Here is a 17,276-nt window from a genome sequence, read left to right as displayed (position 1 = left end):
GAGTGCTATTAGAGAATATATTGACTGGTATAATAACAAGAGAATAAAGACAAAATTACACGGCCTGTCACCTGTTGAGTACAGGTTACAAGCCGTGTAGTAAACGCGGTTATTTTGTCCGGGTTTGTGGGTGCATGTCAATATACCGATTCTTTCATAAACACCGTAATTTGCGAGGATATTTTGATGAGAAACGGTTAGATAGAGTGTTTTTGGAGTGAGACGTACTGGCAAGTACGTCGCAGCGACTAAAACACGAAATCAACCGTTTATCGCAAAATAGACCGCAAATTAACCCTACTTATACCATTTAGACTGTTCTTCCACCATCCCAAAGTACTCTCCCTTTAAACTCATAAGCTCTTCATGTGTCCCTCTCTCACTCACTTTTCCGTTGTTCATGACAACGATTTCGTCGGCGATACGAGCGGAGCCGATTCTATGGGTGATCAAGAGAGAGATTTTTCCGGCGGAAATTTCGCGAAGTTTGTTGTAGAGTGCCGATTCTTCGAGAGGGTCGATTGCGGCGGTCGGTTCGTCGAAGGCGATGATGTCGCGGTCGCGATATACTCCGCGGGCAATCGCGACTCTTTGCCATTGTCCACCGGAGAGATCCGTTCCGTTAAATTCACGCGAAAGCACGGTGTTGCCGCCGTTCGGAAATATCGGAAGATTCGAGTTAAGTCCTGCTTTTTCAAGAGCCAATCCGAAGTCATCGTTTTTATTCAAGTCAGAAATTTCAATGTTTTCATCGAGTTGCATTTTGTATCTGTAGAAGTCCTGAAAGATTGCGGAAGTTTTTTCGCGAAGGTTCGGATTTTCGATTTCCCCGCCCTTTTCGTCAAAGTATTTAACTTCGCCTTCGGAGGTGTCGAAAAGTCCGAGCACAAGTTTTAGAAGTGTACTTTTTCCGCTTCCGTTTTCCCCGACGACTGCAATCAGTTTGTCTTTTTCGAGGTCGAGGTCCACATCTTTCACGGCATATCTTTCAGAGTTCGGATATTTAAACGAAAGATTTCTGATTTTTACACTTTCAATCGGAGTCATGTCCGTTCCGTTATCGGCTTCTTCTTCACGCATCATGTTGACGTAGAAATCTATTCCACCGTATCTTTCGGCGAGCGGTACAATTGAGTTTTGCAGAAGTTCCTCCATTATGCCGAACATAAATTCCATCGAGGTGATTGTCGCTGCAAGAAAGCCTGCATTCGTGTCGCCCATGAGCGTCGCTCTTAAAATGAGATATATTACGCTCGAATAAGCGGCGGCGGTTATTATTTTCAGTGTGAATTCAATCCAAAATGTCTTTCTGTTCGCTCTTTTTTGAACTTTTTTCACTTCGTCCCATCCGGTTTTATATTTGCCGTGGAGGAATTTGTAAAATCCTCCCATGCGCATTTCCTTTGCAGCCGAGCCGATGATGTAGCTTCTATATTCATCGCGCACACGTGTAATTTTCGTTTCTTCATTTTTCAGTTTCACAACGATCTTCATCTTAAAAATGTAACCGATTAAAGCCGGCAAAAAGAGTATTGGAAATATGAGTGCTAGCGATGCATTTTTCGAAGACATATACCATATCATAATGATAAAATACGGCAAATATCCCGACACAACCATCGCAGCAAGCCCCGTGAAAAGCATTGCATCCGGTCCGCCGGCGCGCGCTCTTGATAGTTTCAAAAGATTTTCCGGATTTTCAAAGTAAATCGGTTTTAATTTCTTTACTTTTGACATTATTCCGTTTTCAGCAGTTTTTCCGGCGAGCGATATAAATTTATTTATCGAGTAGTTCACAACGGCGTTAATAACTTGTCCGAAAATGAGCAGCGACACGAAAAGCACAGCGCCGAGTATTGCTGTCGAGAGCATTCCGCCGTTTATATATTCATTGATTGTTTGAAAAAAATATGCCTGGATAATCACGTTCAGTCCAAGGAGTGTCGATTGTATGAGCGAGGACACGACCATCAAAATGAATTCGCCCCTATTTTGTTTGACCGCCGGTTTTATCGCAAACGGCATCAAATCGTGTATCGTTTTGAAAAATTTCGAGATTGATTTCATGAATACCACTCCTTTTGTGAATTGTACATTTCGAAATAGTCGCCTTTAAGCGCCATCATTTCATCATGTGTGCCGTGTTCAAAAACTTTTCCCGCTTTGAACAGGAATATTTCATCACTCAAAGATGTCGAGCCGAGTCTATGCGATATGAAAATTACGGTTCTGCCCTTTGTCAGTTTTCCCATTTTTTCATAGAGTTTCGACTCTGTTTTAGGGTCCATCGCCGCTGTCGGTTCGTCCAAAATTACAACCGGCGAATCCGAAACAATCGCACGCGCGAGAGCAATTCTTTGGCGTTGACCGCCCGAAAGGTCGAGTCCTCTGTCGTCGAGCTTTCCGATTTCCGTCTCGATTCCCTCCGGCATTTTATTGACCATTTCTCTCAAATCGAGGTCGTCAATCACTTCCTCCACTTTTGCCTCTCTGTCCGCATAACCCATTGCAATATTGTTTTTTATAGTCGTTCCGAAAATTACATAGTCCTGAAATATTGCGGAGAAAATGGAGCGACGAACGTTTAGAGGCATCGTCCTTGCATCGACACCGTTTATTAAAATCGTACCTTCATATTGGTCGTAAAGACCGAGCATGAGTTTTATGACAGTCGACTTTCCGCTTCCGTTTTCACCTACGAGCGAGTAGTGGCGTCCCTTTTCGATTTTAAAAGTCATTGATTTAAGTATTTCTCTATCCGTTCCCGGATATGTGAAGCGCACATTTTTAAATTCGAGCGATTCGAACTCCGGAACATTTTCCGGTCTTATGAGCCCCGATTCTTCTTCGTCGAAATCCATGAATGTGAAGAAATCTTTGAAGAAAAGGCTGGTGCTTGTGAATGCGTCCATTGCATTCGGAATTGTCCATCCGACTTGGTTTATGAGTGTGCTTACAAGTGCGATGACAGAGGTGTAAATACCGAAAGTCATTGCGCCCGCTTTTACCGGTTTAAGAAGTACAAGTGCCACAACGAGCACGATGAGCGAGAAAATCGACGAGAAAGTCTTGCTTCGTTTGAACCATTTTTTCATAACTTTAAACTTTGCATTCGTGACTTCGCGATAAGTTTTATAGTCGATTTCGTTGTAGTGGTCCGAATAGTCGAAAAGATATCTCTCTTTTGACGAATCTTTTCCAAGTAAAACTTCATCGAGCATTTCGACATATCTATATTTTTCATTGAGAGCTTTGTCTTCTTCGTATGTTTCCTTTGCGCCTTTCTTTGCGAGCCAGATGAGCGGATAGATTACAACAATCACTACCGGCACAACCCACCAAACATAAACCGTGATTGTTATGAGTGCGGAGATTGCCGAGATTGAAACTATTCCCAAATGGTTCATCGCTTGAAGCGCGGTTTTAAATTGATCCAATGTTTTCTTTTCGACCTGTTTTATTAAGTCGAGCGACGCTTTGTCTTCGAGGCGCCAATATGCGAGCCTTGAATGTTTTTCGACAATCATTTCGTTCAAATTGCCGTCGACATTTACCATGACGACCGACATGAGCCATTCGATTATAGGTTTCGAGATGAATTTGAAAGTTGCAAGAGCGCAAAGAATTATCGCCTTGTCTATCACCGCCGAAACTTCTCCCGCTCCTTTAACAGCGCTTATTGCCGCGTCGACGACATATCCCGTTACAATTGCAATTGCAGTCGGCGCCAAGCCGGAAAGTGCTATCATCAGGAGATAACATACAAGAGCGACGGGTGCGGCTTTAAAAATCTCTTTGTATGCGCGCCTTATCGCTTTGTCCCCTAGTTTTTTGCCATTTTGTTCCATAATTTTTCCCTTTCTTGCGAGTAAATTTTAAGTAGTTTTCGACGAAATTAAGTACTGTTTCCCGTCAATGTGAATTTAATTCGAATATATTCAAAGTTTTTCGGATCCTTTTTCGGTTTAGTTGAAAACCATATTCTGAATTTATTTTTATTATATCACTATTTTAAAATTTATGCAAGTGTTTTTTCTATATTTTTATTTTTTTCTTTTATTTTTTTATATTTTTATATTTGCAACTTTATAATTATTAATATTCAATAAAAAAATCCCGAAAATAAATTCGAGATTTTTAAAATTCTATAAATTTAATGCATTTTCTTGAAACTCATCGATGTTCGCACCCTTTATAAGTTCCAAAACGCGTGCCATCGGAATTGCATAGCCCATGCCTTCAATGCTTGAAGATGCAATCTTTGCGGTGTTTATGCCGACGAGTTCGCCCTTCATATTAAGAAGTGCGCCGCCGCTGTTGCCCGGATTTATGGCTGCATCCGTTTGAATATATGTCTTTGTGTCGAGGCTTTCTTTCGGCGCAAAATTTCTGTTCACAGCGCTGACGACACCGGTTGTAACGGATTGACCGTATCCCAAAGCGTTGCCGATTGCAACGACACTTTCTCCGATTTCCAGCGAATTCGAATCGCCGATTTTTATAGGTTTTATTTCCGACAAAGTCGACTCGCTCAAATCCTTTATTCGAACGCGAATAATTGCGATGTCGTTGTTTTCATCGTACTTCACAACTTCGGCTTTATATGTCTTGTCATCCGAGAACGTTACCGACAAATCTCTCGCACCGTCAATGACGTGGTGATTCGTGATCATATAAAGATAATCTTTCGTCTTTTCAAGAATCACTCCCGAACCGCTCATCTTCACTTCTCTCTCAACCCCGCCACCTTGGAAAAAGCTGAAAAAGTCCGGCACTTGTTGAACGGCGACATTCGTTATTGAAACAATCGACTTCAAAGCTTCCTTTGACATCGCCGAGACGTCTCTAACCACCGGCTCCTTGTTTGCAACAGTCATAAAATTTTGTGTTTCCACAGCCGTCGGTGCCTTTTTGTCGAAGAAAAGCATCTTCGTTCCATAAAACGAGCCGCTTGCAAAACTCCCAAGCATAACCGCTGCAACCGCCGACACAAAAAACTTTTTTATAGGCGAAGATTTTTTCGGTTTCTCCGTCCTTTCTTCCGGCTCATACATATATCCGTTCATTGTTTCATATTCCAAAAACTCACGTCTGTTATCCTTTTCATTAAAGTCCATTTTGATTCCTCCCTTAACTTTATATCTAAATTATATCGAGAGAAACCTAATCAAAACTTAAAATCCAACTTAATTATACTTAAAATTTATTTTATCGGAAGTTTTATTTGAATTTTCAAAGACTTTTCATCATCAGTCGTCGCACATATCTCGCCGCCGTGCGAATTTACAATTGCCCTTGCAATCGAAAGCCCGAGACCGTATCCGCCGGTCTTGCTGCTTCTCGATGCATCGGTTCTATAAAATCTTTCGAAGAGATATTTTGTGTTTTCACGTGAAATATATTCGGTGCTGTTTGCAACTTCAATAATCACCTGTGTACGCGTTTTCTCACATCTCACATCTATGTTTCCGCCGGCGCTTGAATATTTAAAAGCGTTGTCCAAAATGACCGACAAAAGTTTTTCAATCATTTTCTTGTCGCCGCAGAAATTAATGTCCGGAAGAATTTCAACTTTCAAAATTTTCTCCTCAAGAATCGCACGCGCTTTGTAGGACTCCGTCATTTCAGAAACGAGTTCCGAAATGTTAAACTCGCTCATATTCAAACTGTCCGCACCCTCGTCCATTCGCGCAAGCATTGTGAGGCTGCTGCTTAGTTCGGTGAGCCTTGTCGTTTGCGTTTTTATGTCAGACAACCACTCGTTTTCCCCGAGGTCCATCTGAAGTACTTCCGCATCCGCATTTATGATTGCGAGCGGCGTTTTTATTTCGTGCCCCGCATCGGTGATGAAACGTTTTTGCTTTTCATAGCTTTCCAAAACCGGCTTTGTTATGCGTTTTGACGTGAGCACAATAAGCACATAGACGATTATGAGCCCGACAATCGAAATCAAAATTCCGATTGAAACAAAAGACCTGAAATTTTCGAGCACGCGCCCCATATCGAGAAAAATAATTCGCACGCCCGACTCTTCCGCAACTGCTCTGTATCTGTAGTCCCCTTGGTAGCCGTGACTCTTCCCGCTCTTTAAAACATCAATCGCATACTTCACCGCTTCCTTTGTATTTACTGCGGCAATCTTTCCGGTGTCCACCGAAATTACAATCTCCCTTTCGCCGACCAGCACCGAAAAAAATCTCGACTCGTACGGAAGCTCTATCGATTCGTTTGGGTTTAGTCCATACTCTTCCATATAACTTCCGCTCGGAAATCTGCCGTTGTTGTCCGCCAAAATGTCGAGTGTTTCGTCCGCACGCCTAACAATTCTCTTGTAGCTTATAAATGAAACGATTGACATGATGACCGCAAGAACTATGAACAGCGACAGCATCGAGGCAACTATAAATCTTTTCCTTAATTTCTTAATCATTTCTTTCCTCAAGCGTATATCCGGCGTTTCTCGTTGCCTTTATTTCCACATTCGAATCGAGCGATGCCAGCTTTTTTCGAAGATTTGAAATATAAACCCAAACCACATTTATCTCCGCCTCGCTGTCGAAACCCCAAATCTTTTCCATAAGCCTTTCCGTCGAAATGAGCTTATTTTTGTTTTGCATCAAAAGTTCCAAAATTTGAAACTCCTTGCTTTGAAGGCGAGTTTCGCCGGAGTCGGTCTTTAAAATAAATGTATCGCGCATAAGAATCGTGTTTCCCATCTTTAAAATCGAATCGCCCTCGTTGTTTTCCTTGGACCTCGTTATTGCACGGATTCTCGCCAAAAGCTCGCGACTGTTAAACGGCTTTGTGAGATAATCGTTCGCCCCCGAATCGAGACCCAAAACCTTGTCGTCGACCTCCGACTTCGCCGTCAAAATAATAACGGGAAGCATATTGCCTTCCTTTCGCATAGTCTTTAAAACAGTGATACCGTCGACTTTCGGCATCATCAAATCCAAAATCAAACAATCATAATTGTCCGCAGACAAAAAAGAGAGTGCCTCCTCCCCGTCATAAACCTGGTCCACGGAATAATTGTTTCTCTCCAAAATAACTTTAAGCGCCTTTGAAAGAGAAACTTCATCCTCAGCAAGTAAAATTCGCATATAAACACCCCCAATAATATTATAAATATAAAAACTTAATTTAACCTAAATGATTTATACCCCAAAAATAAAAAAATCCGGCAAGAGGTCACAACTGACATCCTGCCGGTAAATTTTCATATTTATTTTCTCACGCCGTTCGCATCGAAAACTTTTTTAAGCTTCGCCGAAACCGCAACTGTTGCTCCAATCATAAATAAACATTGAACAATTTCTATCACACCTACAACTTTTCCAATCGTATCGATGTCGTAACCGTTCATAATCGCGAGCGTCGCATTTGAAAGCGGAAGAAGAACGAGTCCCAAAGTCTTCCAATACTTGCCGTTGAGATTTTGTGAAAAATCCCACGTCTCCTGGCTCTTCATCGAAAATTTCGTCCTGAACCCGAAAGCCCAATTCGGCTCTTTCGGCGGATTTTTTAGAAACATATTTCCGAAAATAATCATAACAATCGGAACAAAACTCACTACAATAACCATCAACAAATTGAATCCCATAAAACTCCCTCCTTGGTTTATATATACCCTTTTTGTTTGGATTTAAATAAAAAAGCGAATGCCCCGCATCCGCTTTTTATATTTTTAGAGTGTCCACTTATATCTCATCTTTTATTCCATATTTTTCCATAAGTTTTTTTATTCTGAAGCCGCCGGGTATATCAAGTCCGGCGTCCATGATGATTTGTTTATTTTCATAAACTGTGTCCCTGTCTCCTTCAAGGACGATTTCTCCGTTTTTTATGATATAGATGTAGTCGGAGACTCCGTATATGAAGTCCATGTCGTGGCTCGAGACAACTATGCCGCACGTTTTTTTGAGGTCGGAGAGTATTTCTTTCATTTGGCGGGTGAGACGCGGGTCGAGTCCTGCCGTCGGTTCGTCCATAAAGAGGTATTTCGGCTCGAGAAGCATTGCTCCGGCGATTGTGACTCTTTTTTTCTCGCCGTACGAAAGGTTTTGAACGAATCTGTCCGCAAGATATTCCATATTTATGGTTTTCATTATGTTCTCCACTCTTTGCTCCGCCTCTTCTTCCGGCACTTTGAGGTTTCTTAGTGGAAACATGAGGTCGTCGCGGACGGTCGAGTAGAAGATTTGTCTGTCCGGGTCTTGCATGACCATGGTCACGTCCCGTCTCAGTTTTCTTTTGCCGCTCTTTGAGTATTCCGCCTTTTCTCCGTCAATCACGACTTCTCCCGACTCAAATTTTAATAATCCCAAGACGGAGTTGAAGAGTGTGGATTTGCCGGAGCCGTTTTGTCCTATAAGACCGATGACTTCACCTTTTTCCACTTTAATATTTATACTTTTCAGTATTGTTTTTTCATCAATTTTTGTAATTAAATTTTTTACTTCAAGCATTTTTTCTCCTAAAAATAAAAGTTTCCGTCAAAGAGTTTAAGGTCGAGTGCGTTTTTAAAGTCGTTGTAGCTTCTCATAACTCTGAAGAAAAGCATTTTTGCGATTTCAGAAACCGATCTTAGCCATGTTTTTGGAGTTTCAAAACCGTGTTTCAGCTCGCCTGCCGAGTGCATCGCTTCAAGTTCAATCGAGAATATTTGGATGAATCTGTACATCAGTATCATTTGCTCGATAAATTCTTGCGGAGCGTGCATTTTTTTCAATACTTGTGCAAGTTGTGTGATCGGCGTTGTGACACTTATAAAAAATGTTGCGCTGATTGCGGCAAGACTCCTCGAGAATATGAGTTTTGCTTCGTCTATCATACTTTTTTGAAATCCCGCATAGACGTTTCCGATTTTTATATAGTGCGTGTAGTTTTCGGTATCATAGCCGAACCCGATTAAGACTGAGATTATTCCGAGCACAATAAAAGCCATCGGAACTTTGTATAGTTTTATAAATTTTTTTAGATTTATTTTTGCAACAAAGTGGATGACAATGAACGTTAGAACGACTACCCCGAGGTGAAACTCCCACCTATCGATAAAAAAGGCAAGTACAAGGAAGAATATTCCAAGTCCTGCCTTTAAAACGGGATTTGTTTTTGTCAGTCTGTTATTTGTTGCAAGACTGTCAATTGTATTCATTATTTTCTAGCCGGTTCTTTAACAGATTTTTTTCCTTTGTAGTATCCGAAAAAGTATCCGATTACTATTGCTCCGATTGCAGCTTGTAGTGCAAATAGAAGCGATTCGATTTCACCGGACTTCGGCTCAAAGATTGAGTCAAACCACGGTTCGTAATCCGGATTGTTTTCTTCAATAACGTCGCCTGCAGCATCATCAGCTCCGCCGTATTCACCTTCGATAAATACAAGTGGGATGATGACAAGCGCTATTGCAAGGACTATTAATAACCATTTACTTGATTGTTTCATTTAATAGACCTCCTTCAACATTTTTAACACCGTTGTAAACAAGAACGGTCAAGATTCCTTCCATGATTGCGATTGGAACTTGTGTGAGCATGAATACGCCCATGTATTTTCCGATTGAAACCATTAACGAATCGCCCGGGAACGCGATTCCGAGTTGAATCGATGTAATTAGATATGTGAATAAATCACCGATTGTTGCTGCGATAAATACTGCAACATATTCGTTCACTTTAGCTTTTCTGAGACCTTTCCAAAGTGCCCATGCACAGAGCGGTCCGCAAATTGCCATTGAAAATGCATTTGCTCCGAGTGTTGTGAGTCCACCGTGTGCAAGAAGTGTTGCTTGGAAAATAAGTGTGATTGTTCCCAAGATAAACATCGGGAGCGGTCCGAAAAGGATTGTTCCGAGGCCGACACCTGTCGGGTGTGTGCAGGAACCTGTCATTGCCGGCAATTTGAGACTCGATAGTAAAAATACGAATGCTCCTGACAATGCCAAAAGTAGTTTTCTTTCCGGTTGTTCACGTGTAACTTTGATTAGACTTCTCATACCGACAACGATGAAAGGTGCCGCAATAATAAACCATATAAGAGCTTGTGTTTTAGGCAAAAAACCTTCAGCAATGTGCATGGCATAAGAGGTCGAGGCTTGCATGAGTCCCATAAAGAGTACGAGACTAAACAGCCATCTTCTTTGTTTCTTGTTCATAATTCCTCCTTGAACTTGTAAAATCACAATTTGTCGCAAATATGTTATCTAAATTGACGATATTATTAGAAGGAACAACGCCACAAATTGTGATTTAGTTGTAAGGATAAGAAAAGTAGGCATAAAAAAACCGCGAATATTCGCGGGTCCTCTAAAAGTCATACCTTCCTAACCCGAAAATATTTTGAGATGTTTCAAGTATCCTGACTCATAAGCTTTAAGTTCGGTCGCCTTCCCGTTAAGTGGCATGTGACCCAACCTTACTTAAATACAGTAGAGGTAGCTGTTCCGGATTCTAACCGGATTCCTTGTGCGTATTCGCCAAACATCTTTCACCTATATAATATTACAAAAATATTAAATTGTCAACCCGGAAATTAAAAAAACGCTCAAAAAATGAGCGAATTTTCTATTTGTTTTCTATTATTTTTTTCATACTGACGTAGTCGCCGATGCCGAACTCGTGTTCGTCGCCCGACTGCATGTCCTTCAGTTTTATTTTTCCGTTTTTCACTTCGTCTTCACCGATTACAATTACAAATGGAATATTTTCCTTGTTTGCATAGTTCATCGATTTTTTTACACGGCGATCCATCTTTTCGATTTCAACTTTGAGTCCTTCGTTTCTTAGACCGCTTGCGAGTTTGAAGCTGTCCACACCCGTGCCGATTGGAATTATAAATAAATCCACACATGAATTTACTTCGCCTTCGTGCATTTTATTTAAAATTTCGTAGATTACGTCGAGTCCGAAGCTCATGCCGATTGCCGGATATTCTTCGCCCGTTCCCACAAATTCCGTTATGATGTGGTCATATCTTCCGCCGCCGCCCAAACTTACGTTGAAGTCGTGGCCTTTAACATTTCTCTCTTTGAGGAAAATTTCCCACACAGTTCCCGTGTAGATGTCGATGCCGCGCGCAAGATAAGGACTGAAGACCATGTCTTCATTTGCGGCTGTGTTTTTTGTATAAAGCACGAGTTCACCGAGTTCATCGATTCCTTCTTTTAAAATTCCCTCTGCATCCTTTTCGAATTTTTCTTTTATTTCCTCAAAAGAAAGCGAAAGCACTTCCAGAAGTTCGTCGACTTTTTCGCCGTCGAAATCAATTTTCTTAAATTCCATCTTGAGCTCTTCGTTTGTGAGTTTGTCGAGTTTGTCGATGAGCATGATTGCCTTTCTCGTGGTGTTCTCGTCGAGCTCTCCGAAAATCTTTTTTATAAGTCCCGTCAAAAGTTTTCTGTTGTTGTATCTTATTTCAATGTCGAGTCCAAGATTTTTAAATCCGTCATGCGTAAGATTCATAAATTCCGCATCTTGCATGATTGACTTGACACCAACGATGTCGACATCGCATTGCGTAAATTCACGATTTCGTCCGAGTTTTACCGGACCGTCTCTAAACACTTTTCCGATTTCATATCTTTTAAACGGCATGACAATAGAGCCGTTCGTCGCAATGAGTTTCGAAAAACAGATTGTGAGGTCATATCTAAGACCGAGCGCCCTTTCGCCTTGGTCGGACAATTTATATGTTTCGTTTAAGATGTCCGCGTCCGCCGAATACTTCGACGCAAGCAAATCATACATACACAAAATCGGAGTTTCAACAGGTGAAAATCCGTAAATCTTAAATACATCCGTAAGTTTTCTTTTTATTTCTTCTCTCAAAGTTTGTTCTGCGGGCAAATATTCATATGTCCCCTTAAGAGTTTCAAAATCCTTGTTCATAATTCTCCTTATCTATAACATGCCGAATCCCGTTACCAAAATACCGAGACAAGCTGTGCAGGCGATAAAAATTATGCTGCACAAAACTATTCCTATAATTGAGGTTATAAGCCCCGCTCTTCCAATTGAGTTTCCCGGTTCATAATCGAGTGATTTTTTTGCGACTATAATTCCGACAACTCCGACAGGAATGCCGAGAAGTGTGAGCATTGAACCCGAAATGGAGCAAATTATTGAAGAAATTCCTAATATAAGGGATAAAATCCCGTTGTTATTGTTTTCCATAAAACCCCTCCTTTTCTTTATTATACACGAAAATCGTTTGAAATAAAAGTGTCGTTTTGTTTTTAAGTCTCCCGCACAAAAATTTGTACAAAAAAACCGGAATTTCTTCCGGTCAATTTTATTCAACTATAAATGTTCCCGTTTTGCCGTTCATGCCTTCGACAAGTTTGTCCAAACTTGTGATTAGGGTCTTTCTGCCTTTTCCGCTCTTAACGAAGTCCATTGCGGCTTCGATTTTCGGAAGCATTGAGCCTTCAGGGAATTGTCCTTCGGCGATATATTTTTCGCATTCTGCGAGTGTCATTTGTGACAAATCTTGTTGGTTCGGTTTGTTGAAGTTTATGGAAACTTTTTCAACGCCCGTCAAAATTACAAGGCTGTCGCAATCCGTGTCGCTTGCAAGAAGAACTGAAGTTCTGTCCTTGTCGATAACAGCGTCGATTGATTTTAATCCTTCTTCGGTTCTTATTGTCGGAATTCCTCCTCCGCCGCCTGCAATCAAAATTGTGCCGGCGTTTGAAAGAGTTTTGCAAATGTCCTTTTCCACAATTTCAATTGGAATCGGGCTTGCAACAACTTCTCTATATCCACGTCCTGAATCTTCAATCATTGTCTTTCCGACTTTTTCAAGTTGTTCGGATTCTTCTTTTGTATAAAATGCACCGATCGGCTTTGTCGGATTTTCGAAGTGCGGATCATCCTTGTCCACAATAACTCTTGTTACAACAGTTGCAACTTCTTTTTCAAGTCCCATTTCCTTGAGCTTGTTGTCGATTGCGTTTTGAAGTTCCGCGCCGATAAAACTTTGGCTCATTGAAACACATGAAAAGAGCGGAAGATTTTCAGTCTTGTCTTCCTTTGCACCTCTGTCGATATTGCTTTTAATATATCCCACTTGCGGTCCGTTTCCGTGACAAATTACAACTTCGTGGCCGTTTTTAACCAAATCGCAAATCGGTCCTGCAATAATTTCAACCGAATGTTTTAAATCATTATATAAAGTTCCCAGAGCGTTGCCTCCAAGAGAAATTAAAATTCTGGACATAATTATCTCCTTAAAAAAATAATTGGCTCGGATAATCATCTAAGCCAACTACATTATAACGCATATTTTTAACATAAATAAGACATTTCTAAAACCATAAGGTGTATTTAAAACCAAATTGATTAGAATCACATGCAAAAATTAAAGCGGTTGCGTTTTCGGTTTGTTTCCCATTCGCGGATATTTTTTCGGCGTGGATTTTATCTTTTCAATCACGACTATATTTCGTTCGTCGCCGTTTTCGAGTGAAAAGCTGTATGTCTTTTTCACTTTGCCGCCGAGTGTATTGAGTCCGTTCTTTATCTCGTCAAGCTCTTCCTTGACGCCCGGTCCCTTCATCGCAATCATGTGCCCTCCCGGTTTTACAAACGGCAGATTGTATTCAATCAAAGTATTGAGCCTTGCGACTGCACGCGCAATCGAAGTGTCGAACATTTCTCTGTAGCCGTCTTTTCTGTTCGGGTTGCACGCCTCCTCCGCTCTTTCGTGTGCCGTTTTGATGCCCTTAAGTCCGAGTTCTTCGATAACCTCATCAAGAAAGACCAGTCTTTTTTTAAGGCTGTCGAGCAAAACGACTTCGATGTCCGGTCTCATAATTTTTATTATAACGCCCGGAAATCCGGCTCCCGTTCCGACGTCGACAATTTTTTTCGTGCCGATTTCGTCTAGTATCGGAAGGACGCTCGCGCTATCCAAAATATGTTTCACCCACATCTCGTCATAGTCCGTGATTCGCGTGAGATTTAAAACTTTATTTTTTGAAATGAGCATCTCCAAATATCTGTCGATTTGTTCTCTTTCTTTTTCGGTGAAGTTTATATCATTCACTGCCTTTCTCCTTTTTTCTCTTTTCGATTTCCATATGAATCAAAATAACATTTATATCGCTTGGTGAAACTCCGCTTATTCTCGAAGCCTGCGCAATCGTTTCCGGTTTTATTTGTTTCAGCTTTTGAAGCGCTTCTTTCTTCAAACCCGAAACGGCGTCGTAATCAAAATCATTTCCAAGAATTCTGTTTTCTTCTTTGTGGTGTTTCTTTATTCTCTCGTCGGTTTTTTTGATGTATCCGCTGTATTTCACTTCCGTTTCAAGAAGAAGTCTAAGCTCTCTGTTTAACTCCGTTTCAATAGGAAATTTTTCCAAAAGCACATCGATTCTCACTTCCGGTCTTTTTAAAAGATCCAAAAGCGTAGTTGCCGTTTTTATCGGCGTTGTAAATGACGAAATTTTTTCATTCACATCGTCCTTCGGCGTGAGCACAATACTTTTCATCTCATTTTCCGCAGCATTTAAAAGCGCTTCTTTTTTTAAAGTTCTCTCGAGCCTTTCTTCGGTTGCAAGTCCGACGTCATATCCTTTTTTCGTGAGCCTCAAATCCGCATTGTCCTGTCTCAAACTCAAGCGATACTCCGCCCTCGCCGTCATCATTCTGTACGGCTCATACGAAATTTTCGTGACGAGGTCATCAATCAAAACTCCGATATATCCCTCGTCCCTTCTTATCACAAACGGCTCGCGACCGAGCACATTGTTTGCGGCATTTATCCCCGCGACAATGCCTTGTCCCGCCGCTTCTTCGTAACCGGAGCTTCCGTTTATTTGTCCGGCGAAGAAAAGATTTTTTATGGTCTTACTTTCGAGTGTCGACTTCAAATCCGTTGCAAAAATCGCGTCGTACTCAATGGCGTATCCCGGGCGCATAATCTCGCAATTTTCCATGCCCTTCACCATCTTGTACATATTTTCCTGCACATCTTCCGGCATCGACGTCGAAATTCCCTGCACATACATTTCCTTTGTGCTTGCGCTTTCCGGCTCTATAAAAACTTGGTGGTCGCTCCTGTCCGGAAATCTTTTTACCTTGTCCTCAATCGACGGGCAATATCTCGGTCCCGTGCCTTCTATAAGTCCGCCGTATAGCGCACTTCTTTCCATATTTTCACGTATATATTCGTGCATCTTTTCATTTGTGTGTGTGAGATAGCAGTCGACTTGTTCGCGCATGATGTTCTCTTCGTCGTTCATAAACGAAAACGGCGTGACAACCTTGTCGCCGTGTTGCACTTCCATTTCCGAAAAGTCCAAACTGTCCATGTTTACTCTTGCCGGCGTACCCGTCTTTAAACGTCTCAAAGTGATGCCGTGTTTTTTAAGTCCTTCCGACAAAAGCATCGACGGAAAACGCCCGTCCGGTCCGCTGTCGTAGTTCAAATCACCGATAAAAACTTTTCCGCCGAGATATGTTCCCGTCGCAATGACAACCGCCTTCGCTTTTATCGTTCTTCCGTCACGAACCACCACGCCCTTGACCGCGCCGTCTTCGATGACTATGTCCGTTGCTTCCATTTGGCGGAGTGTCAAGTTTTCGGTGGACTCGAGCTTCTTTTTCATCTCTTCGTGGTATCTGATTTTGTCCGCTTGCACACGTAGTGAGTGGACGGCCGGTCCCTTCGACGTGTTAAGCATTCTCGATTGGAGATAAACCTTGTCGATGTTAAGAGCCATATATCCGCCGAGTGCGTCAAGCTCTCTCACGAGATGTCCCTTTCCCGTCCCGCCGATGTTCGGATTGCACGAAAGTGCGGCGATGCCGTCGAGGTTCATTGTGATTATTAAAGTTTTTAGTCCCATATTTGCAGCCGCGATTGCCGCCTCGCTTCCGGCGTGGCCCGCCCCCACAACAACAATGTCATATTCATCTTTTAAATAAGTCAATAAAATCACTTCCCAACGCAAAAATCTCTAAATACTCGGTCGATAATATCCTCGGACGTGTCCCGTCCCAAAATCATCGAAATATATTCGTGCGCCTCGCGAAGGCTCACTTCTACAATCTCAAAAGGCATAACGTCGATGTCTCTTATTGCGGTTTCGATTTCCGAAATTGCACGCTCAATCAAATCGACATGCCTGATATTAAAAATACTTGTCACATTAAAATCGATTTCGTGCACGATTCGCTTTTTTATGGCGTCCAAAAGCTCCCTCACGCCGCTGTCGTTTTTAATCGAAGAAATGATGTATTCTCCGTATTTTTCGACGCTCTTTAAATCGATTTCAAGCCCCTTGTCCTCTTTATTTATAAGAAAAATCTTCTCCTTGTCTTTCACAAGTTCCATTATTTCAAAATCGTCAGCTTGAAGCGGTGCCGAGCCGTCCAAAACGACAACGACAAAATCCGCCTCTTCCGCAGCCTTCTTTGAAAGCTTTATGCCTTCCTTTTCAATCACCTCTTCGGTCGATCTTATGCCGGCGGTGTCGATGAGCCTTATCGTGAGCCCTTCGTAATTTATGGTCTCCTCAATCGTGTCTCTCGTCGTTCCCGCAATCTCCGTCACAATTGCCCTCTCCTTGTTTGTGAGCGCATTTAAAAGACTGCTCTTTCCGACATTCGGTCGCCCGATAATCGCAAGTTTCAAACCGTCTCTAATATATGTGGTTCTCTTTTCGTCGTCCAAGAACGAGATAAGTCCTCCATGAATTTTCTCGAGCTTTTCCTTCATATCGTCGACGTCGCCAAGCTCCGGATAATCGATCTTCGCTTCGCATTCGCTTATAAGATTCACAACATCGTTTAAAACGAATTCGAGTTTTTCGGTGAGCTTTCCTCCCAAAACTTCGGCGTACATAAGCTGTTCCTCTTTCGATTCAGCCTCGATAATTCCCTCGACCGCCTCCGCTTCCAAAAGGTCAATTCTTCCGTTTAAAAATGCGAGCTTTGTAAACTCCCCGGCTTCCGCCGGCACAGCGCCGAGCTTTAAAAGAATTTCCAAAATATAAAGACAGCTCACATATCCGCCGTGGCAATAAATTTCAACCATATCCTCGCAGGTATATGTGTGCGGTTTGTTGAAATAACACGCCATGACCTCGTCAATCACACGATTTTCATAAACGATTTTTCCGTAGTGCATAAAGCGCGGACGAATCTCCTTTTTTGTAAAAATCTTTTTTAAAATTTCGAGAGAGGATTCTCCGCTCATTCTGACGATTCCGATTCCGCCTTTTCCCGGCGGAGTGCTTATTGCAGCAATAGTTCTCATAACAAAAAACCCGC

17 protein-coding genes and 1 riboswitch are annotated in these 17,276 nt (G+C 41.9%); of the genes, 1 reads left to right on the top strand and 16 read right to left on the bottom strand.

The annotated features are described in order from the left end of the window. Positions 1–100: IS3 family transposase (locus SPI61_RS07210; RefSeq protein WP_321136885.1), on the top strand; the 100-nt coding region annotated here is incomplete at its 5' end. Between the two features lie 197 nt (positions 101–297). Here SPI61_RS07210 and SPI61_RS07205 read toward each other — a convergent pair. The 16 genes from SPI61_RS07205 to mnmE form a co-directional block, all read right to left on the bottom strand. Next, positions 298–2,067 carry an ABC transporter ATP-binding protein gene (locus SPI61_RS07205; RefSeq protein WP_321137445.1) on the bottom strand — a complete coding sequence of 590 codons (1,770 nt, stop codon included), beginning with the start codon at positions 2,065–2,067 and terminating at the stop codon, positions 298–300. After that, positions 2,064–3,848, bottom strand: a complete 1,785-nt coding sequence (locus tag SPI61_RS07200) for an ABC transporter ATP-binding protein (RefSeq protein ID WP_321137444.1) — start codon at positions 3,846–3,848, stop codon at positions 2,064–2,066. The genes SPI61_RS07205 and SPI61_RS07200 overlap by 4 nt, the downstream gene beginning before the upstream one ends. A 297-nt stretch (positions 3,849–4,145) precedes the next feature. After that, a complete protein-coding gene (locus SPI61_RS07195) occupies positions 4,146–5,117 on the bottom strand; it encodes a S1C family serine protease (protein WP_321137443.1) in 972 nt (323 codons plus the stop codon). An 86-nt stretch (positions 5,118–5,203) separates the two neighbouring features. Next, entirely contained in the window at positions 5,204–6,430 is a 1,227-nt protein-coding gene (locus SPI61_RS07190) for a HAMP domain-containing sensor histidine kinase (RefSeq protein WP_321137442.1), read from the bottom strand. Next, the gene (locus tag SPI61_RS07185; RefSeq protein ID WP_034547967.1) at positions 6,423–7,103 is read right to left on the bottom strand and encodes a response regulator transcription factor; all 681 of its coding nucleotides are present in this window, start codon (positions 7,101–7,103) and stop codon (positions 6,423–6,425) included. The genes SPI61_RS07190 and SPI61_RS07185 overlap by 8 nt, the downstream gene beginning before the upstream one ends. A 122-nt stretch (positions 7,104–7,225) precedes the next feature. Next, the gene (locus tag SPI61_RS07180) at positions 7,226–7,603 is read right to left on the bottom strand and encodes an SdpI family protein (protein WP_321137441.1); all 378 of its coding nucleotides are present in this window, start codon (positions 7,601–7,603) and stop codon (positions 7,226–7,228) included. Positions 7,604–7,700: 97 nt separating this feature from the next. Continuing rightward, a complete protein-coding gene (locus SPI61_RS07175) occupies positions 7,701–8,468 on the bottom strand; it encodes an energy-coupling factor ABC transporter ATP-binding protein (protein WP_321137440.1) in 768 nt (255 codons plus the stop codon). A gap of 8 nt (positions 8,469–8,476) precedes the next feature. Then, entirely contained in the window at positions 8,477–9,157 is a 681-nt protein-coding gene (gene cbiQ / locus SPI61_RS07170; protein WP_321137439.1) for a cobalt ECF transporter T component CbiQ, read from the bottom strand. Next, positions 9,157–9,447: an energy-coupling factor ABC transporter substrate-binding protein gene (locus SPI61_RS07165; RefSeq protein ID WP_321137438.1), complete on the bottom strand. Its 291-nt coding sequence runs from the start codon at positions 9,445–9,447 to the stop codon at positions 9,157–9,159. Before SPI61_RS07165 ends, cbiQ begins: the two co-directional genes overlap by 1 nt. Beyond that, on the bottom strand, positions 9,431–10,156 hold the full coding sequence (locus SPI61_RS07160; RefSeq protein ID WP_321137437.1) for an energy-coupling factor ABC transporter permease: 726 nt from the start codon (positions 10,154–10,156) through the stop codon (positions 9,431–9,433). Before SPI61_RS07160 ends, SPI61_RS07165 begins: the two co-directional genes overlap by 17 nt. A gap of 175 nt (positions 10,157–10,331) precedes the next feature. After that, a riboswitch (cobalamin riboswitch) is annotated at positions 10,332–10,517 on the bottom strand. Between the two features lie 48 nt (positions 10,518–10,565). Next, positions 10,566–11,888 (bottom strand): histidine--tRNA ligase, encoded by a 1,323-nt coding sequence (gene hisS, locus SPI61_RS07155; protein ID WP_321137436.1) that lies wholly within the window; start codon positions 11,886–11,888, stop codon positions 10,566–10,568. 12 nt (positions 11,889–11,900) lie between these two features. Continuing rightward, entirely contained in the window at positions 11,901–12,173 is a 273-nt protein-coding gene (locus tag SPI61_RS07150; protein ID WP_321137435.1) for a hypothetical protein, read from the bottom strand. A gap of 118 nt (positions 12,174–12,291) precedes the next feature. After that, a complete protein-coding gene (gene arcC / locus SPI61_RS07145) occupies positions 12,292–13,218 on the bottom strand; it encodes a carbamate kinase (RefSeq protein ID WP_321137434.1) in 927 nt (308 codons plus the stop codon). Between the two features lie 141 nt (positions 13,219–13,359). Continuing rightward, the gene (rsmG, locus tag SPI61_RS07140; RefSeq protein ID WP_321137433.1) at positions 13,360–14,046 is read right to left on the bottom strand and encodes a 16S rRNA (guanine(527)-N(7))-methyltransferase RsmG; all 687 of its coding nucleotides are present in this window, start codon (positions 14,044–14,046) and stop codon (positions 13,360–13,362) included. Next, complete coding sequence (gene mnmG, locus SPI61_RS07135; protein WP_414601521.1) at positions 14,039–15,943, bottom strand: tRNA uridine-5-carboxymethylaminomethyl(34) synthesis enzyme MnmG; 1,905 nt, start codon at positions 15,941–15,943, stop codon at positions 14,039–14,041. The genes rsmG and mnmG overlap by 8 nt, the downstream gene beginning before the upstream one ends. Then, positions 15,940–17,262 carry a tRNA uridine-5-carboxymethylaminomethyl(34) synthesis GTPase MnmE gene (gene mnmE / locus SPI61_RS07130; protein ID WP_321137432.1) on the bottom strand — a complete coding sequence of 441 codons (1,323 nt, stop codon included), beginning with the start codon at positions 17,260–17,262 and terminating at the stop codon, positions 15,940–15,942. The genes mnmG and mnmE overlap by 4 nt, the downstream gene beginning before the upstream one ends. Between the last annotated feature and the right edge of the window lie 14 nt (positions 17,263–17,276).

Source organism: Ezakiella sp., from assembly GCF_034180565.1.
Taxonomy (GTDB): Bacteria; Bacillota; Clostridia; order Tissierellales; family Peptoniphilaceae; genus Ezakiella.
This window is presented reverse-complemented; position numbering and strand designations above follow the sequence as displayed.